21 protein-coding genes and 2 pseudogenes are annotated in these 24,145 nt (G+C 62.5%); 8 read left to right on the top strand and 15 right to left on the bottom strand.

The annotated features are described in order from the left end of the window. Positions 1-132 precede the first annotated feature (132 nt). The 4 genes from HQ394_RS00610 to HQ394_RS00595 form a co-directional block, all read right to left on the bottom strand. A complete protein-coding gene (locus HQ394_RS00610) occupies positions 133-1,269 on the bottom strand; it encodes a FecR family protein (protein WP_190261575.1) in 1,137 nt (378 codons plus the stop codon). Positions 1,270-1,830: 561 nt separating this feature from the next. After that, positions 1,831-3,006, bottom strand: a complete 1,176-nt coding sequence (locus HQ394_RS00605; RefSeq protein WP_190261574.1) for a vWA domain-containing protein — start codon at positions 3,004-3,006, stop codon at positions 1,831-1,833. Positions 3,007-3,112: 106 nt separating this feature from the next. After that, the gene (locus HQ394_RS00600) at positions 3,113-3,277 is read right to left on the bottom strand and encodes a hypothetical protein (protein WP_190261573.1); all 165 of its coding nucleotides are present in this window, start codon (positions 3,275-3,277) and stop codon (positions 3,113-3,115) included. A gap of 155 nt (positions 3,278-3,432) precedes the next feature. Beyond that, on the bottom strand, positions 3,433-4,284 hold the full coding sequence (locus HQ394_RS00595) for an AAA family ATPase (RefSeq protein ID WP_190261572.1): 852 nt from the start codon (positions 4,282-4,284) through the stop codon (positions 3,433-3,435). Positions 4,285-4,510: 226 nt separating this feature from the next. Here HQ394_RS00595 and HQ394_RS21415 point away from each other — a divergent pair, with 226 nt between their 5' ends. After that, positions 4,511-4,903, top strand: coding sequence for a hypothetical protein (locus HQ394_RS21415; RefSeq protein ID WP_456151464.1), 393 nt, complete (start codon positions 4,511-4,513; stop codon positions 4,901-4,903). Positions 4,904-5,006: 103 nt separating this feature from the next. Here the strand turns inward: HQ394_RS21415 and HQ394_RS00590 are convergent. The 3 genes and pseudogenes from HQ394_RS00590 to cowN form a co-directional block, all read right to left on the bottom strand. Continuing rightward, positions 5,007-6,563 (bottom strand): annotated as a pseudogene (locus HQ394_RS00590) (MFS transporter); the annotation flags it as partial. A 102-nt stretch (positions 6,564-6,665) separates the two neighbouring features. Then, positions 6,666-9,329: an alanine--tRNA ligase gene (gene alaS / locus HQ394_RS00585; RefSeq protein WP_190261571.1), complete on the bottom strand. Its 2,664-nt coding sequence runs from the start codon at positions 9,327-9,329 to the stop codon at positions 6,666-6,668. A 119-nt stretch (positions 9,330-9,448) separates the two neighbouring features. Next, positions 9,449-9,763, bottom strand: a complete 315-nt coding sequence (gene cowN, locus HQ394_RS00580; RefSeq protein ID WP_190261570.1) for a N(2)-fixation sustaining protein CowN — start codon at positions 9,761-9,763, stop codon at positions 9,449-9,451. A 302-nt stretch (positions 9,764-10,065) separates the two neighbouring features. Between cowN and HQ394_RS00575 the strand changes: the two genes are divergently transcribed. Next, positions 10,066-11,427: an IS1182 family transposase gene (locus tag HQ394_RS00575; RefSeq protein ID WP_190260069.1), complete on the top strand. Its 1,362-nt coding sequence runs from the start codon at positions 10,066-10,068 to the stop codon at positions 11,425-11,427. Positions 11,428-11,611: 184 nt separating this feature from the next. Here the strand turns inward: HQ394_RS00575 and HQ394_RS00570 are convergent, their stop codons facing one another. The 4 genes and pseudogenes from HQ394_RS00570 to HQ394_RS00550 all read right to left on the bottom strand — a co-directional run. Beyond that, positions 11,612-12,997, bottom strand: a complete 1,386-nt coding sequence (locus tag HQ394_RS00570) for an SUMF1/EgtB/PvdO family nonheme iron enzyme (RefSeq protein WP_190261569.1) — start codon at positions 12,995-12,997, stop codon at positions 11,612-11,614. Between the two features lie 122 nt (positions 12,998-13,119). Next, positions 13,120-14,202 carry a recombinase RecA gene (gene recA, locus HQ394_RS00565; protein ID WP_190261568.1) on the bottom strand — a complete coding sequence of 361 codons (1,083 nt, stop codon included), beginning with the start codon at positions 14,200-14,202 and terminating at the stop codon, positions 13,120-13,122. A 1,765-nt stretch (positions 14,203-15,967) separates the two neighbouring features. Continuing rightward, positions 15,968-16,645, bottom strand: coding sequence for a response regulator (locus HQ394_RS00555; RefSeq protein WP_407644708.1), 678 nt, complete (start codon positions 16,643-16,645; stop codon positions 15,968-15,970). After that, a pseudogene (locus HQ394_RS00550) lies at positions 16,609-17,592 on the bottom strand (two-component system sensor histidine kinase NtrB); the annotation flags it as partial. The pseudogene HQ394_RS00550 and the gene HQ394_RS00555, both read right to left, overlap by 37 nt. Between HQ394_RS00550 and HQ394_RS00545 the strand changes: the two are divergent. Beyond that, positions 17,561-17,701 (top strand): hypothetical protein, encoded by a 141-nt coding sequence (locus HQ394_RS00545; RefSeq protein ID WP_190261564.1) that lies wholly within the window; start codon positions 17,561-17,563, stop codon positions 17,699-17,701. The pseudogene HQ394_RS00550 and the gene HQ394_RS00545 sit on opposite strands and share 32 nt — an antisense overlap. A gap of 98 nt (positions 17,702-17,799) precedes the next feature. Here the strand turns inward: HQ394_RS00545 and HQ394_RS00540 are convergent, their stop codons facing one another. The 3 genes from HQ394_RS00540 to HQ394_RS20615 are packed head-to-tail and all read right to left on the bottom strand — an operon-like array spanning position 17,800 to position 18,901. After that, positions 17,800-18,396 carry an EscU/YscU/HrcU family type III secretion system export apparatus switch protein gene (locus HQ394_RS00540; RefSeq protein ID WP_190261563.1) on the bottom strand — a complete coding sequence of 199 codons (597 nt, stop codon included), beginning with the start codon at positions 18,394-18,396 and terminating at the stop codon, positions 17,800-17,802. Positions 18,397-18,411: 15 nt separating this feature from the next. Beyond that, on the bottom strand, positions 18,412-18,732 hold the full coding sequence (locus HQ394_RS19305; RefSeq protein WP_223291749.1) for a flagellar biosynthetic protein FliR: 321 nt from the start codon (positions 18,730-18,732) through the stop codon (positions 18,412-18,414). Further along, entirely contained in the window at positions 18,626-18,901 is a 276-nt protein-coding gene (locus tag HQ394_RS20615; RefSeq protein ID WP_190261561.1) for a flagellar basal body rod protein FlgB, read from the bottom strand. Before HQ394_RS20615 ends, HQ394_RS19305 begins: the two co-directional genes overlap by 107 nt. Positions 18,902-19,180: 279 nt before the next feature. Between HQ394_RS20615 and scpB the strand changes: the two genes are divergently transcribed. Continuing rightward, positions 19,181-19,999 (top strand): methylmalonyl-CoA decarboxylase, encoded by an 819-nt coding sequence (gene scpB / locus HQ394_RS00525; RefSeq protein WP_456151463.1) that lies wholly within the window; start codon positions 19,181-19,183, stop codon positions 19,997-19,999. 66 nt (positions 20,000-20,065) lie between these two features. On the opposite strand, the gene HQ394_RS00520 is transcribed toward scpB, so the two are convergent. After that, complete coding sequence (locus HQ394_RS00520; protein ID WP_190261559.1) at positions 20,066-20,308, bottom strand: hypothetical protein; 243 nt, start codon at positions 20,306-20,308, stop codon at positions 20,066-20,068. A 449-nt stretch (positions 20,309-20,757) separates the two neighbouring features. Between HQ394_RS00520 and mtgA the strand changes: the two genes are divergently transcribed. From mtgA to HQ394_RS00500, 4 genes are all read left to right on the top strand, one after another. Beyond that, on the top strand, positions 20,758-21,408 hold the full coding sequence (gene mtgA / locus HQ394_RS00515; RefSeq protein ID WP_263053753.1) for a monofunctional biosynthetic peptidoglycan transglycosylase: 651 nt from the start codon (positions 20,758-20,760) through the stop codon (positions 21,406-21,408). 98 nt (positions 21,409-21,506) lie between these two features. Next, positions 21,507-22,544, top strand: coding sequence for a LysM peptidoglycan-binding domain-containing protein (locus HQ394_RS00510; RefSeq protein ID WP_190261558.1), 1,038 nt, complete (start codon positions 21,507-21,509; stop codon positions 22,542-22,544). Between the two features lie 14 nt (positions 22,545-22,558). Continuing rightward, the gene (locus HQ394_RS00505; RefSeq protein WP_317628974.1) at positions 22,559-23,263 is read left to right on the top strand and encodes a phosphatidylserine decarboxylase; all 705 of its coding nucleotides are present in this window, start codon (positions 22,559-22,561) and stop codon (positions 23,261-23,263) included. Positions 23,264-23,273: 10 nt separating this feature from the next. Further along, on the top strand, positions 23,274-24,083 hold the full coding sequence (locus tag HQ394_RS00500) for a CDP-alcohol phosphatidyltransferase family protein (RefSeq protein WP_190261557.1): 810 nt from the start codon (positions 23,274-23,276) through the stop codon (positions 24,081-24,083). Positions 24,084-24,145 lie beyond the last annotated feature (62 nt).

Raw genomic sequence — 24,145 nt, 5'->3', positions numbered from 1 at the left:
CAGCCCCTCTGCCGTCTATCAGGTGGCAGAGGGGGTGTTTTTCTGCGCCTGCCGAATTGACTCGTGCGCAAACGACCCCGGACAACGCCGACCGTGGCCGATCACGGCCGCGCTATGGTATTGAGCCTGCACTCATTGCCCACCCAGGTGAGTCTGGCTGACGATCTGAATGGTCGGATTGCTCTGCAACGGCACCGCCGCACAGTCGGCGGATCCGCAACCGGCGGTCGGTTTGACATCCTGGATCGGGACCGCTGTAGAAGTGCCGCCATTCACGCCCACATCAGCCGACCCTAAGGTGTGCGGATTGCTCGCCAATGTAGGCTGCTCGCTGCCGTTGGTGGCGGTATTCAAAACAACACTGCCGGGATCTGACTGTGCTGCTGCGGCGTGAGTGGCAATTGAGGCAGCCAAGTTACCCGGCAAGACCGCCGGCGTGGCGCCGCTGTGTCCTTCGCCGACCGGGGTGCCGGCGGTCGACGCGCGATCCGAACCAGTCGATCGCAGCCGTTCGGCCAACTCCTGCAGCCGGTCGCGGCCGAACGGGCTGGACTGAAGAGAGGCAAACTTTGTCACCGAGTTCCCGTTAGCGGCTTCCTTCAAGTGCACAGCACTTGCCGCCTGTTGAGCGGCTTTCGCCTCGTTGACCACGGTTCGCAGTTGCTCGGTGCTGCGCATGAGGTCGGGAGGCGTTGGTTTCGCCGGAGATATGCCTAAGTCTTCACGCGAGGATGCTAGGCTTGCTTGGCCAGGCTGCACAATCACCCGCTCGCGGCCATCCGGACGCCTGATCTCAACCTCGCCCTGGTGAACCAGACACAGCGTCGTGCCCGCTTTGGGGTCGACCATGAGGGTGAATTCGGTGCCGCGTACACCAATGATCGCGCCAGGAGCGCGAATTTCATAGGCTGCTTTGTCCATGCTGCCGGTGACGAAACGGCTCATGCCTTTGGTCATCGTCATGACCATGCGATCGGTCCCTGGCGGGCCGCCGTAAACAAACTCGTCAAGGTTGACTTGCGCATCAGGGCCGACAGTGAGACGCGTCCCGTCGACAAATTCGACTTCTGTCGCGCTTTCCTGTTCGGTTTCGATCAGTTCACGCCAATAAACGTCGTCGCTTACGGCGAGAACGCGCCGAACGTCATGGCTGGCGAGCGTACCGTGGACGAGACGCACCACGACTGCGACATCGCCAATGCCTGGCGGATGCGCCGCGCGACCTTTCGACTCAGGCTCACCGCAACCAGCAAGCGCGAAGGCCATCATAACGCCAAGCGCATGCACGAAGACTCTTAATTGCCGCACCGCTCACATGTCCTGCCTGGCGCCCTGCCTGAACGGCAGATGGCGCGATGACCTCCGTTTGCAAGCAATCGCCCCTCCGGCTCAGCCTCGATCTCAACTGCAACTGAGATCGCCGGTAACTGCTTGCACTGCAAACAAAATCTTCAACATTACCCTGGCGTGACGCTCTTCTTTTGGGGCTCAAGCCGGGCCAAAAAATCGGTTCTGATTGCCTACCTGGGCTGATTCGAGCACAGGAAGCCAAGACCGTCTGTTAGCTATACCACACAACTGGAAGGGCATCCAGTCGCCACTTCGTCAACCTAACGTAAAAAAACACCGCGTCATTCCCCCCCTAGCCGTAACGCGTTAACTATAAACACGTTGCCCCCACCGGTCCAATCACCTCTGCAGCCAATCCGGATGTCCGCCCCGCAGGCAATCACCCTACCAAGGCCACCTCTGTGGCTATTGCTTGACGATGGCGCGCAACGCCGAGCCGATTTTCAAACCCCTACCACCTCAGCTGATTCCAGTTCGTCCTTAGCGGCTGAGACACCGCGTCGCCCGGTCCAGTCCATCCAGTGTCAAGGGGAACATCCTCTCGCCGAACAACTGGCCGATCAGGCGCGTCGAATAGGTGTGCTGCCACCACTCCTCCGGCGTGGGATTGAGCCAGCACGCCTTACCGTAAACGCCGATGATGCGCTCCAGCCAGATGATGCCCGCCTCGTCGTTCCAGTGTTCGACGGAACCGCCCGGTTGCGTCAGCTCGTAGGCGCTCATCGCCGCATCACCAACGAAAATCGCTTTGTAATCATGGGGGTAAGTGTGCAGCAGATCCCAGGTGGAGGTTACCTCGGCGTAACGGCGGCGATTGTCCCGCCAGACTTGTTCATAAATACAATTGTGAAAGTAGAAATATTCCAGGTGCTTGAACTCTGCCCGGGCGGCAGAGAACAATTCGGCGCAAACCTGGATAAACGGGTCCATCGAGCCGCCAACGTCGAGGAAAAGCAGAACCTTGACCGCATTGTGCCGCTCCGGGACCATCGCAACGTCAAGGTAGCCCTTCTTGGCCGTGGAACGGATTGTGGCCGGCAGATCAAGTTCCGTCGCCGCACCGTCGCGGGCGAACCGCCGCAGCCGCCGCAGCGCCACCTTGATGTTGCGGGTACCAAGTTCGGCGGTGGCATCGAGATTGCGGAACTCACGCTTGTCCCACACCTTGACCGCACGGTTGTTGCGGTTACCATCCTGGCCGATCCGCACCCCCTCCGGATTGTAACCATAGGCGCCGAAGGGCGAAGTTCCGGCGGTGCCGATCCATTTCGACCCTCCCTGATGCCTGCCTTTCTGTTCGGCCAGCCGTTTCTGCAGCGTCTCCATCAACTTGTCCCAGCCGCCCAGCGATTGGACCAACGCTTTCTCCTCCTCGGTAAGCACCCGCTCGGCCATCTTGCGCAACCATTCGGCAGGAAGGTCGACAACTTCCCCCTCAGCCGGCGGCTCGAGCCCCTTGAACACTTTGGCAAAAACGACGTCGAACCGATCGAGGTTACCCTCGTCCTTCACTAGGCATGTGCGGGACAGATAATAAAAATCATCAATCGAATAGTCGGCAAGCCCCAGCTGCATACCTTCAAGCAGAGACAGGTATTCTCGGAGCGACACCGGCAACCTTGCCTGTTTCAGCTCAAGAAAGAAATTGATAAACATGTCAACCTATAACGGTTTGTCTCACATGCCGTACTGCCGTTGCTGCGTGCCACCGTGCGGCTCGACTTTATAGTCGAGCCAGCGCAATAATTGCCGGCGGCATCAATCATTCCGTCTGCTTCTCGATCTTCTTGCCGACGTCCTGCACACCTTGCCCCACCGCACGGGTGTTTTCCCGCGTGTCTTGCTTGACGCCCTGCCAAGTGGAAGTGCAGGCGCCGATCATCAATACCGTGGCGGCAATTGCCAGTAGTCCTGTGAACGTACGCATCACGCTGCCTCATCGCCGCACCCGCCCCGGCCTTGCCCTACACTGCGCCTGCCGGGGAGCGGGTAATCGTGGAGCAGGTCACCCGGAAGCGGATAACCATGACGGATACTTAGCTACGCCGCCGGATGAGGTCAAATATGCCACATCTTCAACCCTCAGTGCCCCTCCCTGCGGCTGAGGAATGCCAGTCGCTCGAACAAGTGGATATCCTGTTCATTCTTCAACAGAGCGCCGTGTAAAGGTGGGATGAGTTTGCGGCTGTCGTTGCTGCGCAGCGCGTCCAGCGGCACGTCCTCGATCATCAACAACTTGATCCAGTCGAGAAGTTCCGAGGTGGACGGCTTCTTCCGCAATCCCGGCACCTCGCGCACCTCGAAGAATACCGTCAGCGCCTCGTTAACCAGTCGCTTCTGCAATCCGGGATAGTGGACATCGACGATCTGCAGCATCGTTTCCCGATCCGGAAAGCGAATGTAGTGGAAGAAGCAGCGGCGAAGAAATGCGTCTGGTAGTTCTTTTTCATTATTAGACGTAATGACCACGATCGGCCGTTGCTTGGCGACGATGGTTTCTTTCGTCTCGTAAACGTGGAATTCCATCCGGTCGAGTTCGAGCAACAGATCGTTGGGAAACTCGATGTCGGCCTTGTCGATCTCATCGATGAGCAGCACCGGCCGGGTCTCGGCGGTGAACGCCTCCCAGAGCTTGCCCTTGATGATGTAGTTGGCGATGGCGTGCACCCGGGCATCGCCCAACTGGGAATCGCGCAGGCGCGCCACAGCGTCGTATTCGTAAAGACCCTGCTGCGCTTTGGTCGTCGATTTGATGTGCCACTGAATGAGCGGCGCGCCCAATGCAGCGGCAATCTCGTGGGCGAGAATGGTCTTGCCGGTTCCAGGCTCGCCCTTGATCAAAAGTGGACGTTGCAGCGCCACCGCGGCGTTGACCGCCACGGAGAGGTCCTCGGTGGCAACATACGTCTCGGTGCCGGAGAATCGCGTTGTCATAAAAAAGGCTCCCGCGTCTGCATCGCTGCTGTTGATGTTTCGGGCTTGGGCAAGGTGTGGAACTGGGTGGCAGCGGTCAAGCTTCAAGTGGGTCATTCGCCGCCATTGCCGTCGCCGCGGCAAGACGCAGCCTGCGATGTAACACCTGTCGCTATCCTTAGTGTGTCTGCCGTTAACGTCTCCGCAAGGCCAAGGGAATACGATCTCGTTTGATGGATCCGTTGGCGTGCGAGCAAACCGCGCCGGAAAAGGGAAGTCGTCGATGCACCCACTCCTGCTATCCCTTCTCGCCCACGTCAGCGCGCAACGGCGGCTGCTGATCAACGCTTACGCCTGCGGCTTCATGGACGAGTCCGATCCGGTCGCGGCGGCGCGTGAGCTGCAAGAAACCTTTGCCCGCTCGCCGACCCTGGCGCCGCCTAGCGGCAATGGCCTCGATCCCGCCACGTCGGATCTGGTGGCCGCCATGACCGACGAGGCGATCGAGGATTTCATGGAACGCGTCTTGGCAAAGATCGAACAGATTGCCAGTCCCGAAACCGTGTCAGCGGCACAACGAAGCGAGCACACTGACCCGGGCGACGTCGTCGAACGCCTGCTCGCCCAGAAGCGGGCTTAGCCATCGGGGCGTCACCTTGTCTCCCTTCAGTAGACGGATGGATGCACCGCTGCGGCGGTGGTGGCACTNNGGCATATCCATCCATTCGCGGGGCGAGATAATGGTGGACGCGTGGACGCGTGCTCCCCGCGTGGTAGCGAATTACCGCGTCCTGCAGCCGACGATCATCGGCGGTGATCCGCTCGTGCTGGCGCAAGTGTTCGAGCCATGACTCGACCATGAAGTATTCCAGATAACGGCCGGCAGCAGCCGCATCTTCAAACACCCCNCAGGCATACGCGCCGCTGCGCCGGCGGCTGCCGCGCAGATCGCGCATCGCGGCAAGAAAAGCCACCGCATCGTCGAGATCGATTTGATACTCCACCGTCACCAGCACCGGGCCGCGATCGTGTGCTATCGGACAGGCGATCATCGGTTCCGGCCAAGGGGTTCCGGGAGAAAAATCGAGGCTGTTGCCGGTCTGCAACCTCCATCGCCAAGTGAGACCCATCGCCACGATGATGCTGCCGGCGGCGATCATCAGCGCATGCGGGGTCCCAATGGATTGCGCCACCTGTCCCCAGATCACGCTGCCAACACCCATACCGCCGAACACCGCCATCTGATAGAGAGCCAGACCGCGGCCGCGTATCCAGTCGGGCAACGCCAGCTGCGCCGAGACGTTGACGCTGGCGACGACATTGATCCAGGCGACACCGGCCAGGACGGCGGCAGCGAGCACCGCCATGAAAGACGGCACCAGAGCGAAGACAAGCATAGCCAGGGCAGTGGCGACGGTGCCGAGCGCAACCGTCCCATCGGTGCCGAAGCGCTTGCGCAAGGGTGCCAGAATCCCGGCCCCGGCCACCGCCCCGGCGCCAATGCAGGATAAAACGATGCCGAACTGTTCCGGCCCGCCGCCGAGTTCCATCCGCACCACCAACGGCATCAGCGCCCAGTAGGCGGTGGCCGACACAAAGAAAGCGACAGTGCGGATCAACACCGCGCGCAAGGGCGCGCTTTCGCCGGCATAACGCAGGCCGGCACGCATCGCCGCAATCAGCCGCTCGGACGGCAGGCGAGAGGGTGGCTGGTGCGATCCCTTCCACCAGAAGAAAGCGGCAACCACAGCAAGAAAGCTGACGCCGTTGAGCAGGAATGGCAGGGCGATGCCGCCAGCGCCGATCAGGACGCCGGCAAGCGCCGGACCGAGGGCGCGACTGAGATTCAGGCCAACACTGTTGAGCGCAACAGCGGCATGCAGATCGGCCTTTGGCACCAGGTGCGGGACCACCGCCTGCCACACCGGCCAACTGACCGTGGCACCGACGCCGAGGGCAAAGGTGAAGGCAATCAACAGCCACGGAATCATCTGCTCAGTCGCTACGAGAACGCCAAGCAGGAGCCCGATGATTGCCATCGATAGCTGCATCACCAGCAATAGGCGGCGGCGATCGACGATATCCGCCAACGCGCCTGCGGCGAGCGCGAACAGAAACACCGGGAGCAGCGAGGCCGCCTGTACCAGCGAAACCATCAGCGGTGACGGTGACAACGATGTCATCAGCCAGCCGGCACCCACCTGCTGCAGCCAGGTGCCGGTGTTGGAAACCAGGGCCGCCGCCCAGATCACTGCAAAGGCGCGCACCTTGAATGGCCGCCATGGCGAAGCCGGCGCCATCACCTCTACGGTCGCGCCGCCTGCCGCCGCGCGTTCATCGTCTCGCCCATCGTCCAACTCGGCCGTCAACGCCCTGCCAGAGCCGGGCGGCAACCAGTGCGGTCAGGTCGGCGAGCTGCCGTTGGACAGCGCATGTTCGATCGCATCAAGTGCCGCCTGAGCCTGCGTTGCATCCGGCCCTCCCGCCTGTGCCATGTTGGCTCGGCCGCCGCCTCCGGAACCACCCAGTGCCGCCGAGCCGACCTTCACCAGTTCGACTGCGCTCAGTCGGTCGGTGAGATCGTCGGTGACGCCGACTACCACCGAGGCTTTGCCGTCGGTGGCGGCAACCAGTGCAACCACGCCCGAGCCAAGTTGCTTCTTCATCTCGTCGGCCATGCTCTTGAGCTCTCGCGGCGGCACACCGGTGAGCAGCTGCGGTGAGAAGCGAATGCCGGCAATGTCCTTTACTGCCGACGCCGCCCCGCCGCCGGTGGCAAGTTGGCGGCGCGTCTCGCTCAGGTCGCGTTCCAGCCGCCGCCGCTCTTCCATCAGCTGTGCCACCCGCAGCGGCACATCGCCGGGTGCAGTGTTGAGGAGTTGCGCTGCTTCCTTCAACGCCCGTTCCTCCGCCGCCACATGCGTCAGCGCCGCCGCACCTGTCACCGCCTCGATCCGCCTTACCCCAGACGCCAAGGCGCTTTCGGAGATGATCTTGAAGAAGCCGATATCGCCGGTCCGTTGGACGTGGGTGCCGCCGCAGAGTTCAGTCGAAAACACTTCGGCATGTTCGTCATCACTGTCCTTCATGGCGATGACACGGACTTCGTCGCCGTATTTCTCGCCGAACAGCGCCATCGCGCCTGCTTCAACCGCGGCGATCGGCTCCATCAAGGTGGTGGTCACGGTGCCGTTGCGACGGACCAGACCGTTCACTTCGCTTTCCACCGCCATGAGTTCGTCGGCAGCGATCGGCTTCGGATGGCTGACATCGAAGCGCAGCCGGTCTGCCGCCACCAGCGAACCTTTCTGCGTTACGTGCGCGCCCAGGCTACGGCGGAGTGCGGCGTGCAGCAGGTGGGTCGCCGAGTGATTGGCGCGGATTGCCGACCGCCGCCGGTGGTCGACCTCCAGCATGACGTCGGCACCAACGCGGAGCGCGCCGGTCTCGACGACGCCCAGGTGAACCTGCAAATCGCCCACCCGCTTCTGACTATCGAGCACGGCGACACGGGTCCCGTCGGCAGCGACGATGCTGCCGGTATCACCCACCTGACCACCGGATTCGCCGTAAAACGGCGTCTGGTTGCAGAGAATGGCCGCCTGCTGTCCCGGCTTCGCCACCTCCGCACGCGCACCGTCGACGACGATCGCCAGCACCTTCGCCTCCGCCTTCTCGGTGTCGTAGCCGAGAAATTCGGTGGCCCCCAGCTCTTCGCGCAACTGGAACCAGATCGTCTCCGTTGCCGCTTCGCCCGACCCGGCCCAGGCACGGCGTGCCTCGTCGCGCTGGCGGGCCATTGCGGCGTTGAAGCCGCCCACGTCCACGGTCAGTCCCTTGCCCTTCAGCGCATCCTGCGTCAGGTCGAGCGGAAACCCATAGGTATCGTAGAGCTTGAATGCCGTTTCGCCGGGAAGGACGCCACCCGCCGGCAGCTTATCGGTCTCGTCTTCGAGCAGGCGCAAACCACGATCGAGGGTGCGACGGAAGCGGGTCTCTTCCAGTTTCAGCGTCTCGGCAATCAACGCCTCCGCCCGCACCAGTTCCGGATACGCCTGCCCCATCTTGGCGATGAGTGCCGGCACCACCAANCGGTGCATCAGCGGCGCACCACAGCCGAGGATTTGCGCGTGCCGCATCGCCCGGCGCATGATCCGCCGCAACACATAGCCGCGCCCCTCATTCGCCGGCAGCACGCCGTCGGCAATGAGGAAGCCGGAGGCGCGCAGGTGATCGGCGATGATCCGGTGTGAAACGCCGTGCTGGCCGGCCGGCGGGGTGCCGCTGGCATCGGCGGAGGCGTGAATCAGCGCCTGCATCAGGTCGATGTCGTAGTTGTCGTGCGTACCCTGCATCACCGCAGCGACGCGCTCGAGGCCCATCCCGGTGTCGATCGAGGGCTTCGGCAGGTTGATCCGCTGGTCCGCCGTGACCTGCTCGAACTGCATGAAGACCAAGTTCCAGATCTCGATGAAGCGGTCGCCGTCGGCGTCAGCACTACCGGGAGGGCCGCCAGGGATATGCTCGCCGTGATCGTAAAAAATCTCCGAGCAGGGGCCGCAGGGTCCGGTCTCGCCCATTGCCCAGAAGTTGTCCGAGGTCGGGATGCGAATGATCCGTTCCTCCGGCAGGCCGGCGATCTTCTTCCAGAGGTCGAAGGCGACGTCGTCCTCGGCGTAGACGGTGACCAACAGCCGCTCACGTGGCAGGGCAAATTCCCTGGTTACAAGTTGCCAGGCAAGTTCAATCGCCACGTCCTTGAAATAGTCACCGAAAGAAAAATTGCCCAGCATCTCGAAAAAGGTATGATGCCGCGCTGTATAGCCGACGTTTTCCAAGTCGTTATGCTTACCACCGGCGCGGACGCACTTCTGCGATGTGGCGGCGCGGACGTAATCGCGCGTCTCGATGCCGGTGAAGACGTTCTTGAACTGCACCATCCCGGCGTTCGTAAACATCAGCGTCGGGTCGTTGCGCGGCACTAAGGGGCTCGACGGCACCACCCGATGGCCATGCCTGGCGAAGAAGTCGAGAAATGCCTTGCGGATATCGTTAACGGTTTGCATGCCAACCTATATGGGCTTCGGGCGCGGCAAAGAAAAAGGCAACGCGGCACCGGCTTGTAACGCCGTGTTGCGAGACTGTCCATCGTCAGCGCCAGCGGAGGCCGATGCGGCGCGGTCGCTCAGCAGCAGGTTTCTTCGACGTGGCGCAGCAGGGCCATGCCCTCTTCGTCGCCGCAGCGCTCGAACAGATCCTCGATCATGTAGACGCGTGAACAGACGAGGTAGAGCGAGTCCGGCTTGCCGGCGATGCCCTTGTCGGCGTCGGTGAGCTGCGCCTTGAAGGCGTCCCACAGCTTGTTGCTGTTCTCCGGCTTGTCGATATGGCGGAGGATCGCCTGAACCAGGCGATGGCTCAGCGCGTCGCAGTCGATTCCCGCGAATGAAACGTAGCGGTCGGGAGCCGGGCCTTCCGGATTGCCGGTGTCGTCAGTCATCAGCGCCTCTTCGGTTTTGGCGCTGAAGGAGCAAGATCGATGCCAGCGTCGGGCGGCGGCTTGGACGTGCGTCACGTGGCGCGGCGTGTCCGAGCACTCCACGTCCCGTTACCGCCGGCACGGCTACACACTGTGTGGCTGGCTAAGCACCCAGGACCCACCGCAGAAGGATCGTTCGGCGCCTTCAACCACTCGATTTGAACAAAAATCGACCTAGCAGCCTGTCGGACTTAACGCGAGGCGGAGCTGTGGGTTATAGAATCCGGGCATGGATTCACGCCCCCGGCCCGGACCTCTTCGGCATGAGCAACTTCCGCCCGATCGACCGCGACAGCGGATTTCTGATGCCGCCGTCGGTGGACGAGTGGCTTCCGCAGCGGCACTTGGCGCGGTTCGTGGTGGAGGTGATCGCGGGGCTGGATCTGCGGCCGATGACCGGCAGCTACCGTGGCTCTGGGGAAGCGTCCTACCACCCCAGCCTTCTGCTGGGCATTCTGATCTACGGCTACGCCACCGGGGTGTTCTCCAGCCGCAAGCTGGAGCGGGCGACCTATGACAGCGTGGCGTTCCGCTTCATCGCGGCGAACGATCATCCGGACCATGACACCATCGCCGCGTTCCGCCGACGCTTTCTGCCGCAGATCGAGAAGCTGTTCGTCCAGGTGCTGGTGCTCGCGCGCGAGATGGGCGTGCTGAAGCTGGGAACGGTCGGGCTCGACGGGACCAAGGTCCACGCCAATGCCAGCCGGCACAGCGCGCTGTCCTATGACCATGCGGGCAAGCTGGAGGCCCAACTGCAGGCCGAAGTGGCCGATCTCATGGCCAAGGCAGAAGCGGCGGACCAGGTGGACATCGCTGACGGCATGTCGATCCCCGACGAACTGGCGCGACGTGAGGAACGGTTGTCCAGGCTCGCCGAGGCCCGGGCGAAGATCGAGGCCCGCGCGAAGGAACGCTTCGAACGGGAGCAGGCAGACCATCAGGCGAAACTCGCAGCACGGGACGCCAAGGCAGCGGCCACCGGCAAGAAGCCCACGGGCCGTGAGCCGAAGCCGCCGGTGGCGACGCCGCTGCCCACGGATCAGATCAATCTGACCGACGAGGAAAGCCGCATCATGGCGGTGGCGGGCGGCGGTTTTGAGCAGTGCTACAATGCGCAGGCGGCGGTGGCGGCGGGCAGTCTGCTGGTGGTGGTCGCCGACGTGGTGCAGGCGCCCAACGACAAGCAGCAGCTTACACCCATGCTGGACAAGATCGGCACTCTGCCGGACGTGCTCGGCAGGCCGGACATGCTGTTGGCGGACAATGGCTACTTCAGCGAGGCGAATGTGCAGGCCTGTGTGGCCGGCGGGATCGAACCGCTGATCGCACTTGGTCGCGAGGCGCATCATCTCAGCCTGCAAGAGCGCTTCGCTGCGGCGCCACCGGCGCCCGAAGACCCCACCCCGGTTCAGGCGATGGCGTATCGGCTGCGCACGCCGCAGGGCCGCGCGCTCTACGCCCTGCGCAAGCAGACGCCCGAGCCAGTGTTTGGCATCATCAAGTCCGTGCTGGGGTTCCGGCAGTTCCTGCTGCGCGGGCTCAATGCCGCCCGTGGCGAGTGGAGGCTTGTAACCATGGCATGGAACCTGAAGCGGATGTTCGCCCTCAGCCGCGCCGTCTAGCCTGCGCGGCCAGTTCCGCAGGCGCGCCAGCGCGACCGCACCGCCCAAAATGGCGCTGACAGAGGCGCCGACGCACCGATCCCTACGCAGGTCCGGCGACGCCCGAGACGCAAGTCCGACAGGCTGCTAGATGGCCCGCCTCTTCATGGATACCCGATACGCTCTTCGGTAGAGAAATAAAGTGTCAAGGGGTAAGCGTCATGGCCAGACGAAACCCGACCCTGATGTTCCGGCTGACGGGAAAGCACCTGTTCCGAGCGGCCGAGCGGAGCAACCTCGCAAAGTCGTCCCAAGACCCGCCGCGGGCCACCCGNAACGGCGGGGTTATCGGACCCCGGGCCGAACCGTCTTGCGGCGCATCCTGGTAGTTGTGGTGCCAGCAATCCTCTACCCACTCCCAGACGTTGCCATGCATCTCATAGAGGCCCCAAGGGTTTGACAGGTAGCTGCCAACGTCTGCCGTCTTCGCGCTGCCCAGTAGTGTCCCGAAGTTCCTCCAAACGCCATATACGAAGTTTGCCTGATCTCGGGAAATCTTGTCGCCGAACGAATAGCGTGTCGTTGTTCCCGCGCGGCACGCGTACTCCCATTCCGCCTCGCTCGGCAGGCGGTAGGACTTCCCGCTCGCCTTGGCAAACCAAACGCAATACGCCGCGGCGTCCTGCCAGCTCACGTTAATAACCGGGTGGCGGCCGCGGCCTGCACCGTCGTCACTAGGTTTCTCACGGCCCGTATCGACGCAGAAATGATCGTACTGCTCAAAGGTGACGGAGTAGCGGCCGAGGGCAAAGCGGCAATCGAAAGTCACGCGATGCTGCGGCCCTTCATTCTTCTCCCGCCCTTCCTCATCGTCGGCCGAACCCATAACGAATGAACCCTTCGGGATGAGCACCATTTCCGGACACCAGGGTTCATCGAAGTCCTTGAACACAGCGACGTCGGGAAGATCCCGCGGATTCACGCCTATGTAGACGTCGCCTCGGCGTCTTGGTTGACTTGGAGGTTTAGGTTTGGGTGCATCCGCCGGCGCAGCAGTCGCCTCCGCCTGCTGGCGCGCTTCCGCCGCCTCGCGCTGCGCCTCTTCCGCCGCCCGACGACGCTGTTCGTGCAGTTCCTGGATCGTCCCCTCCACCGCCACGGCGATATCGTAGAAGGCCGCGTCGCGGTTCGTCCACTCGCTGACCGGACTGCCGTCCTTCGGCACCGCCTGCAACCGGCCGATCGGTGTGCTGGTCCAGTGGCAGGGGCGTAGAATGACTGGGATGACGCGCGCTTTTCCAGCCCTGTGCTTAGCAAGCGCTTTCGCCATCTCCTCGCCCCAGCAGTAATCGGAGGCGATGAAGTCGGCACTCACCAGAAGCAGAATGATGTCGGCCGAAGCAAGATTGAGGTCGATCGCGCGCTTCCAGTCGTCGCCGGCGCCGATCATCCGGTCATGCCACTCGGCGGCCAGGTTCATCCGCCGCAGGAACGACAGATGGCTGCCGAGTTCGCTCCGAAAGTCCTCGTCCTTATGCGAGTATGAATAGAACAGGCTGAGTGGCCGATCCGTCGTCGCCGCGCTGTCCACCCCCGAATGCTCCGCCCCCTCTGGGTTTCAAGCCGCTATTTTTTCACAGGCAAGCTGGAAACGCCAGATCCATGGCAAGCCCGGCAGGCCGGAGCATGCGGCGCCGGGCGCCGTGGCCGCGGCTATTCGCCCGCCGTCCCCTCTTCCTCGCTGCTTTCGCCACCGGTCAGCAAGGCCTCGGCGACGAGGCCGGCGTTCTGACGGATCTTGCCCTCGATTTCGGCGGCGAGCGCGGTATGCTCGCGCAGGTACTGTTTGGCGTTCTCGCGCCCCTGGCCGATCTGCTCGGAGCCGGAGGAAAACCAGGACCCAGACTTCTCCACCACGCCGGCCTTGACGCCGAGATCGAGCAGCTCGCCGACCTTGGATACGCCCTCGCCGTACATGATGTCGAATTCGACCATCTTGAACGGCGGCGCCATCTTGTTCTTGACCACCTTGACCCGAGTCTGGTTGCCGACCACTTCGTCGCGGTCCTTGATCGCGCCGATGCGGCGGATTTCCAGGCGAATGGAGGCGTAGAACTTCAGCGCGTTGCCGCCGGTGGTGGTCTCCGGATTGCCGAACATGACGCCGATCTTCATCCGCAGCTGGTTGATGAAGATGATCATCGTCCGCGACTTCGACACGCTGCCGGTGAGCTTGCGCATCGCCTGGCTCATCAGCCGCGCCTGCAGACCGGGCTGCTGGTCACCCATCTCGCCTTCGAGTTCGCTGCGCGGGACCAGTGCCGCCACCGAATCGACGACGAGGACGTCGATGGCGCCGGAACGCACCAGCGTGTCGGCGATCTCAAGCGCCTGTTCGCCGGCATCCGGCTGCGAAATCAGCAGGTTATCCACATCGACGCCGAGCTTGCGGGCGTAGACGGGATCAAGCGCATGTTCGGCATCGATAAAGGCACAGATGCCGCTGCGCTTCTGTGCTTCGGCGATGACGTGCAGCGCGAGCGTCGTCTTTCCCGAGCTCTCCGGTCCGTAGATCTCGACGATCNNTCGCCCTCGCGGCAGGCCGCCGATCCCGAGTGCGATATCGAGTCCGATCGACCCGGTGGGGACGACTTCGGTTTCCACCGTCTCGCGTTGACCCAGGCGCATGATGGCGCCCTTGCCGAAGGCTCGTTCGATCTGACCCACGGCAGCATCGATGGCGCGCGTCTTGTCCACTGTATCCCCGTCCACGAGGCGAAATCTGCCATTGAACATCCAAACGGCTTCCTTATTCCACAGGTGCGATGACGGTTACAACGCAAGATATTTACCCTAAAAAGGGTATACATAAACGCACTTTTTCTAAGACGTTGAATTCGCTGCAAGCTTAATGAACCCATAAGGGGTAACCGTGTTGGGCTTTGACCGAAGTCCCAGTTGGGTTAGAAATTTTACGCCGAGCCGCTATGCAGGACTGACATTTGCAACCGCCGCGGCAATATCTTTACTATGCGTCGAAAGGTCACAACGCAGGTCAGAATCTGGCGCGCAGATCGGCCCATGTGGGGCGAATAACTGTTGTTGTGACAAGGATCGGGAAGGGTTGACATTGGTGATGTCGAGCGGATCGAATACCGATCGTCGGTCGGGCAACGACCGGCGGTGCTTCGTGGATCGTCGCCAGGGTAACGAGCGTCGCGGCGGCACCGACCGGCGCAGCGGCGTCGCGGCTTATGACCGGCGACAGTCCGACGGCGGCTTGCCGCGGCTCGCTGCGGATACCACCCTGCCAGCGCAGCCCCTGGTGGCGATGGATAATTTCGGCCGCTGGGGAATCCTCCTCGCCGACCTGGTCGCCGGATTTTACACCGCCTGCCTCGACCGCAAGGCCTGGCCGGACATTCTGCGCAAGATGTGTGATGCGGCCCATGCCGACGCCTGCGCAATTGCCGTGCACGATCTCGCCAGCGGCAGTGGTCGGATTGAAGAGTCGACCGGCATTGAGCAGTCCTTCGTCGACAGCTACGGCGAAAACTATGGACGGTTCAATCCTTGGCTGCTGATCCCCGAGCGGCTGCCAGGTCNNCGGGGTGGCGTCCGCACCGGGCAAATGCTCGCCGATGATGCGGAGGTGGTCGGCAGCCCCTTCTATACCGAGTGGGCGCAGCCGCAGGACCTTTTCCACCATCTGTTCGGCATCGTCGACATCGATGGCAACGTGGTCACGCTGCTGATGATGGCCCGCTCCAAGGACAAGGGCGCTTTCTGGGACGACGACGCCGTTCTGATGGGACGCCTGCTGCCTCACCTTCGTCAGGGCTTGCGCGCCGGCGTCGTCCTTCGTCGGGCGCAGGAAATGGGGCGGGTTCACGCCCATGCCCTCGACGTCCTGCCCATCGGCGTCATCGTCGTCTCGGCCATCGGCCGCCNNGCGTTGTTTGCCAATCGTCTGGCGCGCGACGTGCTGGCCACCGAACCTGCCTTTACANCCGGCAACAGCGGCCTGGGGCTCAAGCTGGCGGCGGGACGCGTCCTGTTCCGCGACGTGCTCTCCTCCACAACTCTCCGCCCCACCGCGGACATGACCGGCGAAATCCAGGCGATCAGCGTTCCGCGCGACGGTGACCGCCGGCCGATGACCCTGCTCGCCCTCGCCACCGATAGCGATCCGATTTCCCGCGACTACGACGACCCCGCGGCGATCGTCTTCATCGGCGATCCCGAGCGCCCGAGCGAAATTGACCCGAAACGGTTGATCCGTCTCTATGGCCTCAGTCGGGCGGAGGCGCGTGTCGCGGTCCAGCTCGCCAAGGGGCTGCGGCTGGAGCAGGTGGCGGAGTCACTTGGTCTGACCTATGAGACGGTGCGCAAACATCTGAAGCAAATCTTCGGCAAGACGCTTACCGATCGCCAGGCCGAACTGGTGCGCACGCTGGCCCTGGGCCCGTCCGGACTGCGCTTCTGATTGCAACCCCGCTGCCGGCAAAACGTGGCGGATATCCGCTCGTTTTGCCGCATCCACCGGACGCATCGGCCGGCCTCAGCGCCGGCCAGCCGGCTGCAGCAGTGCTCGAACCTTGCCGTTCAGCTCGGCCAGGGTGAACGGTTTGGCGAGAAAGCTCACCTCCACTTCGTTGTTGCGACCAGCGAGGATTGCATCCTCTTGAAAGCCTGACATGGCGATCACCCGCAGGTTCGCATGATCGCGACGAACGATCTGCGCCAGGGTGTAACCGTCCATCCCCGGCATGATCACGTCGGTCAAAAGAACATCGATCGGCTCGCTACGGGTCGCGATCACTTCCAGCGCCTGTTCGCCACTGACCGCTTCCAGCACCCGCAGGCCGGCCTTGCGTAGCGCGCGGGCGGCGAACACCCGGATTGGGTCTTCGTCATCGACGATCAACACCGTCGGTGTCTCGCCCATGGCCAGCGGCCGCGCTGCCGAAGCCTCGTCGGTTTTGGCAATAGCAGCCGGATCGGAGGGGCCCTCCGCCCTCCCCACCGCACACACCGGCAGCATTACCGTAAATGTCGTGCCTTCGCCGAGTGCACTGTCGACGAGAATGAAGCCGCCCATCTGGCGGACGATGCCGAAGACGGTGGCGAGGCCGAGGCCGGTCCCCGCGCCGACGTCCTTGGTGGTAAAAACGGCTCGAAGATGTGGCCGATGATCTCCTTCGGGATGCCAACGCCGGTATCCGAAACATCGATGCACACGTAATCGGCAGCAGGAATGACCTCACCGGCACAGTCCGTGTGATCCGACCGACGCGACTGGCGGGTGCGGATCGTCAGCGTGCCGCCGCCCGGCATCGCATCCTTGGCATTGACCGCAAGGTTGATAATGATCTGGTCGAACTGGTTCGGATCAACCTCGATATCGCCCACATCGGCGGCCACATTGAGGCGGAACTCGATCGCCGGCCCAAGCAGTCGCGGCAGCATGGCCGATAAGTTGGCCAGAGCCGTCTCGACGCTGAGGTGGACCGGGCTCAGCGTCTGTTTGCGCGAAAAGGCCAGCAACTGCCGAACCAGTCCGGCGGCACGAATGGCGTTATCGCGCACTTGCTGAATCTCATCGTGCGACGGATCACCCGCCTGATGGCGGGTGAGCAGCAGGTCGCAGAAGCCAAGCATGGCTGTCAGCAGGTTATTGAAGTCGTGGGCAATGCCGCCGGCCAGTTGGCCAACGGCCTGCATCTTCTGCCGCTGCGCCAAAGCGGCGCCATCCACCACCCGTTCGATCTCAGCGACGACGCAGACACCGATGCTGTTGACGTCCCCGCGTTCGATAAGCGGAAAGGCCACGAGCGCAAGTGGCCCAGTCCCACTGACGATCGAAGGCAAGCCGCTCCGGTCCGCCCCTAGGCCATCGAGCCGCACGCATTTTGCCGCTCCCATCACCAGCTTCGACAGCTGCCGGGTCAGGTCATCGCGGTCAGCGCGGACGAACAGCCCGGCCAGGGGCCGGCCGCGCAACGCGTCGGTGTCATCGCTGCCGGCGATGCGGGCAAATGCCTCGTTGCAGTGGAGAATGAACCCGCTCAGATCGACGCTGGCGATACCGACGGGCAAGGCTTCGACCAGCGGTAACGCCCAGAGGCTCTCGGCTTCCACCGATTTGGGCGACTTGAGTGATCTGAGCGATTTGAGCGGCGCCATTGCCGTTGCGGCGGCTGAAGCGGTTGCGGCGACCGTCGCCGTGCTGCGTCGGCGTCTCATTGACGTCCGCTTCGCCGCAGCGGCAGCGGCGGTCGATTGCAACACCTGAATCTGATCACTGCACTCTCCTGCGCGGTGCGTTTGAGCGCTGTTGGCCGTGCTCGCCCGACTGACGCCGCTGATCGAGCCGCATCACATGACCAATGATCAGTGCCACCGCCTGGTAATGTTCGGCCGGAACCTCTTCGTCGAGGTCGACGGCGGCATAAGCGAACGGGCGAGCGACGCTTCGGCATGATGGAGAAGCGGCAGGCCGAGCGCGCCGGCGACAGCGGCGACGATCGCGACCTTGACCAGTCCCTTGATGAAATCGACCAGGGACTGCGGCGAGCACAGTCGCTGCAATCCCTTCAGCGGGGAAATCTTGCTGACGTCGGGTTTGATCCGCCCGGGTGCCCAGATAAGCCCTGATTGGGTTAAGCTGCTGCCGACGGCGACGGCGGCCAAGGCCAGCATCACCGGTGCCACGATTGCGCCAATCCCGATCATTGCTTGGACAAATCCGGCTTGTACTTCAGTGCTCCATAAAGCAAATCTCTCCGGTAGCACCAGAAACGGTAAAACAATATGATAGAGATGGCGAGCCGCACCAGAGAGACAATAGCTGGAGAGAATGGCACTTGCTGTGAGAGCCGCCCACAGTTTGACATCCTGCGAGACCGCAACCTGTCCTGACTCTTTGGTATAGGCCAGCCTTTTACTGGTCAGCTCTTCCGTGCGCGACGCGTCGTCTTGGTCAGCCATCGGCGATCCGCTCTATCAGCCGCGCCCAAAAATGCTAAGCACGTTGGCAAAGTCGTTGAGGAACAGGATCATTACACCCGAAAGGGTAATCATTACCAGGAACAGCTGTAAAGAAATTTGCCGCGGCATGCCGAAAAAGAATACGTTCAGCTGTGGCATCAGTCGCCCGAGCAGACCCAAGGCAAGGTTGGTGCGGCATCGAGGGTCCGGTCGCGGGTGTTCTTGAGGGTCAGCGTCTTGCGCCGGTAAGGCTGGCCGTCTGGCGGAAGCGCTGTCGATCTCGGCGTTGGCGAGATTCTCCGCCGTAATATGCAGTCGTGTCCCCTGAACACGCATGGCCGCCGCTGTTTAACGCGTTGCTATCGAAAGCCTTGAGGTCCTGCGGCCGATAGCCGGGCGTGTCCGCGTTAGCAATGTTCTGCGCGAGAACGCCCTGGCGGCGATCGAGCCAGTCCAAGCGTGCTTGCATCTGCGCGAATAGCGACGTGCGGGTCGACTCGATCATCGGGCGCCTCGCCAGGCCAAACGTGATCTCTGCCTGCGCAGTGTGATCAACTGCCCTTAAGCTTTGGTAAAGCGGGAGATCGCCAGGAGGAGAGTGGCTTGGCTCGGTTAAGCCGAGCGCCTGCACGGAACACGAAACGCGGGCGGCAATGGTCGGCAGTTGCGTTTGCCTGCCGCAGGTGCGACGAATACGCGACCCTGCGGATGGTTAACCGCCCGCCGACGTCGTGGCACCGCTTCTACCGTCGGCGCAGGGTTCTTACGCCTCGCACGCGGCAAGATGCCCGCCCAAGGTGACAGCAGCAGAGGAGACCGCAAGATGGGGATCGTCCTCGACGATCAGCGCGATGGCATCGGCACCATCGTCTTGAACAATCAGGAGCGGCGAAACGCGCTGTCCGAGGCCTTGATCAGCGGGGTGCGTGCGGCGCTTGATCGCTTTCGCGCCGACAGTATTCGTGCTGTCATTCTGCGCGCACCGGCTGGCGCGCGCGTCTGGTCGGCTGGGCACGACATTTCAGAACTACCGAACTCCGGACGCGATCCTCTTGGCTGGGGAGACGCGCTGCGGGTTATCGTCCGCGCCATCCAGGAATTCCCGGCTCCGGTGCTGGCGCTGATCGAAGGCGGGGTTTGGNGGNGAGCCTGTGAGGTCGCCATGGCCTGCGATATTGTCGTCGCCACCCCGAATACGACCTTCGCGGTCACGCCGGCAAAACTTGGCATTCCCTACAATCTCAGCGGCCTGCTGACGCTGATGAACACCATCCCGCTGTCGACGGCGAAGGAAATGCTGTTCACGGCACAACCCATAACCGCCGAGCGGGCGCAAAGCCTGGGTATTGTCAACCACGTGAAGCCGGCGGAAGAAATCGAAGCCTTCGTCCAGACGCTGGCGACACAGATCAGCCGTAATGCGCCGTTGAGCATCGCTGCAATGAAGGAGGAAATGCGCCTCCTCGCCAGTGCGCACGCCATGACACCCGGCATGTTCGAACGGCTGCAGGGTCTTCGCCGTGTTGTCTACGACAGTCACGACTACGAAGAAGGCCTCACCGCGTTCAAGGAGAAGCGCCCGGCTCGCTTCCTCGGCCAATGAGCAGCCGGCCACGCGCGGACGTTGGCTGCTCTGACGCCGGGCGCTCTCGCCTTTAGCTTCTGCCGTTCATAGAAGATAGACTGCCAACGTCACTGCTGAAGCCAGCGTCATCGCCGAAGAGGCAACGCATAAGGCCAAACCGATCCGACGCAGATCCCTGCCCCGGCCGTTGCGTGATGAACGGTCACGCCGGGGCGGACGATAATTGCAGGCAAGAGGGTTGCAGTTGAAGGTGTTGTTCAGGTACGCCTCCGTAACGCCAATCGAAGCCTTGGATTCCGGCACATTTTTTTGCTGAATGGCACTCATTATCGTTATCTGCGTTATTGTGTCGCTGTTGATTTGTTTACCTGTTCTTCGAGCTTAGCCATCAGACCGCGAACATGAACCAACGTCATACTCCCATTGTTCCTTTATCTCTCCGCTAACGTTGGCAACCGGCGGCTATCCCGATTGCGATTCGCGACGGTCTTTGACTCAGAGATTTGGCGAAACAAGGTGCTTAGGTCCTTCCACCATCTCTCAGTCTGATTATGTTCCGATTATGTAGCAGAAATGAGGCAGTTACCAGACTTCAATCGCGAACTTTGTGAGCTTTTGCGACCATTTTGTGCATGTGCGTTATAAAGCATATAAAACGGTGGCATTAGCTTGCGCATGTGCGAACATCAATCGATCCCAAGGTTGCCGTCCCTGTGGTTCAAGCGGCGGAGGATGGATAGCCAGCAGCAATGATGAAATCAGGATTGCGCCGATCGATGCTGAAGATTGTGATTGCGGTGTTGGTCTTGCCGCTGCTCGTCATCGTCGTCTACAGGTTCATCGCCCCGCCGATCACCCCGTTAATGGTGATCCGATTGGTCCAGGGAGAAGGTTGGGACTACCGCTGGACGCCACTGAAGCAGGTATCGCCGCATCTCGAGCGCGCCGTGCTCGCCGCCGAGGACAGTCGGTTCTGTTCGCATCACGGCTTCGACGTCGACGCGATCTCGGATGAACTCGACGACTGGATGCAAGGCGAACGACCGCGCGGCGCATCAACCGTCACCCAGCAGACGGCGAAGAACATCGTGCTTTGGCCGGGGCGTGATCTGGTCCGCAAGGCCATTGAAGCTTGGCTGACGCCGCAAATCGAACTGGTCTGGAACAAGCGACGGATCTTGGAAGTGTACCTTAACGTGATCGAAATCGGCCCAGGCATTTATGGCGTCGAAGCGGCAGCGCAACGCTTCTTCGGCAAGTCTGCGGCACAAGTCACGCCACGTGAAGCAGCGCTGATTGCGGCGGTACTCCCCAACCCGCGCGAGCGATCGCCGGCGCGACCAAGCGCCCTGGTTGCCCGGCGGGCTGGCCGCATCGCCGCCCGCGCCGAGATGATGGACAGCTATCTCGATTGCCTGCGAACATGAACGGGCGGACAATGATTATCCTCAGGAAATGTATTCATGACCTTGGCGTTGCGTTTGCACCGAAGGCACTCGCGTACTAGCTTCTACTGAGTACCATCATGCGCACCCTAGACAGCGACACTCCGCACTCATCCTACCGCCCATTGCTGATCGCCGGCGCTGGTGTCCTCGCCGTTGCCGTGGCGATCGCGCTCAACTATCATCGCGGCGTCGACGATTTAGCGTCGCCGGCAACTGTCCCCGGCCAGGCCGTGACGGCCGTCGCGCCGGTACCGGTCGACGCCGCCACTGCTAATCCGATCAAGCCCACATTCGACATCGCCCGGATCGGTACGACCGGGGATGCCGTTCTGGCCGGCCGGGCGTCTTCGGACGTAACGGTCATCATCAAGAGCGACGGGCAGCCGATCGGCGAGGCGACCACCGATCGCCGCGGCGAGTGGGTGTTTGTCCCAGATGCGCCACTGCCTGCGGGAGCGCACCGATTGACCCTCGAAGTCCCGACCGCGGACGGGAGCGCCGTCGCCAGCGAGGGTGAGGTGCTGATCATTATTCCCGAGCCGAACAAGGATATCGCCGGCACGTCGGCAACCGGCGGTTCGCGACCGATCGCTATCCTGATGCCGCGGTCCGGCGACGCCGCACCGACGGTGCTGCAAGCGCCCGGCGAGGCGATCAGCAGCGGCAAGCTGACGGTCGACGTCGTCGATATTGACGCCAGCGGACGACTGGCGGCCAGCGGCCATGCCAGCGTTCCGGGTTCTACGGTCCGGGTTATCGTCGATGATCGGCTCCTCGGTCAGACCAACGCCGATGGCAACGGCCGCTGGACACTGACGCCGCGCCCGCTCTCCGCTGCCAACGACCACACTCTGCGTGTGGAAGAACTCGATCGCAGCGACCGGATCATCGGCTCGTTCGTCAGTCGTCTGCGGCTGATCCCAGCCAAGGCCGCCGGAGAACAGCCGAAAGGAACGATCGTCGTCCAGCGGGGCGATAATCTCTGGCGGATCGCCCGTAACGCGTACGGTCAGGGGGTTGCCTATACGATCATCTTCCAGGCCAATCGCAGTCGCATCAACGATCCGAACGTTATTTTCCCAGGGCAAACCTTCAAATTGCCGAACTCTGATTAACGGTGGCACGCACCTTGTTGTCCCTAAACCCGTTCCAGGGCAGTGCGCCACTGCGCATTCACCCTGAAGGCCGGCCCTTTATCCTCGCCTTCGCCGTCCTGGCGCTGCTCGCCCTCTTCCTGTCGGTCTATGTCGGCATCCTTTTTGCGGTGCTCGCTGTTGCCTGCGCCCTGTTCTTCCGCGACCCCGAGCGGATGACGCCGATCTGCGACGGCCTGATCGTCGCCGCCGCCGACGGGCGGATTGTCGCCATTGACGAGGCCATTCCGCCACCAGAACTGGCGCTGCCGGCGGTCCCGTGCACACGGATCGTCGTCTTCCTCAGCATTTTCGATGTGCATATCAACCGTATGCCGATCGGCGGTCGCGTGATCCGGTCGATCCATACGCGAGGCGCCTTTCGTCATGCCGGCGACCCCACTGCCGGCGCGATCAATGAGCGACGCTCCTGGCTGATCGAAACACCTGACGGCACCAACGTTGTGGTGGTGCAGATCGCGGGGTTGGTGGCGCGTCGCATCGTCGGCTTTGTTACCGAAGGTGCTACCCTGCAAACCGGCCAACGCTTTGGGCTTATCCGCTTCGGCAGCCGCACCGACGTCTACCTGCCGGAGGGAACGGCACCATTGGTGGCGGTCGGGCAGCGATCGGTGGGAGGGGAGACGGTGCTTGCCGACCGCTCGACGCCGGAGCCGGCCCGCGAAGCAGAACAGCGGTAGGACAGCAGTGATGAACTCTCGGCGCGATCGGCTGCGCGGCCTGCATATCAACCGGATGATCCCGAACGTGCTGACGCTGATGGCGTTGGCCGCGGGGCTTACCGCGCTCCGCTTCGCCCTGCAGGAGCGCTGGGAGCCGGCGGTGATGGCGATCGTCGTCGCTGGTATCCTCGATGGCCTCGACGGCCGCATCGCCCGCATTCTCAAGGGGGCGAGCAAGTTTGGCGCCGAATTGGATTCGCTATCGGACTTCCTCTGCTTCGGTGTCGCGCCAGCGCTCATCCTCTATCTCTGGTCGCTGCAGGAGAGTGGACGAATCGGTTGGTGGCTGGTGCTTCTCCTGTGCATGTGTTGTGCACTCCGTCTTGCCCGGTTCAACACCACGGTCGACGACGAGACGCAGCCGGCGTGGAACCGCGCCTTCTTTATCGGCGTTCCCTCCNCCGCCGGCGCCGGACTGACCCTGCTGCCGATGGTGATGTGGTTCCAACTGGACTTGCCGCTGCTGCGCCATCCGGCGTTTGTCGCCGTGTTCGTTGTCGCCACCTCCTACCTCCTCGTCAGCCGCATTCGCACCTTTACCTTCAAGCGCGTTCGTATCAATCAGCGCTGGGTTCTTCCGGCCATGGTGCTGATTGGCCTCTATCTCGCCGGCCTGTTGAGCAACCCTTGGCTGGTGTTGCTGCTGACGGAAATTGCCTATTTGGCGTCGATCCCCATCAGCGCCCGGCTTTATCAGCGACGACTGCGGGCCGAGGCGGCCTCTACCCCCTCAGATGGGTCACAACTGGTCGACAATCCGTCACAAACCGCCGCCTAGTCGAATGTTTGGCTTGGCGCTGGCCGAGGACTTGCGTACCTAACTCGCTATCAAGTGAGCCT

It is taken from the genome of Defluviicoccus vanus, from assembly GCF_014672695.1.
Classification (GTDB): Bacteria; Pseudomonadota; Alphaproteobacteria; order Rhodospirillales; family Defluviicoccaceae; genus Defluviicoccus; species Defluviicoccus vanus.
This window is presented reverse-complemented; position numbering and strand designations above follow the sequence as displayed.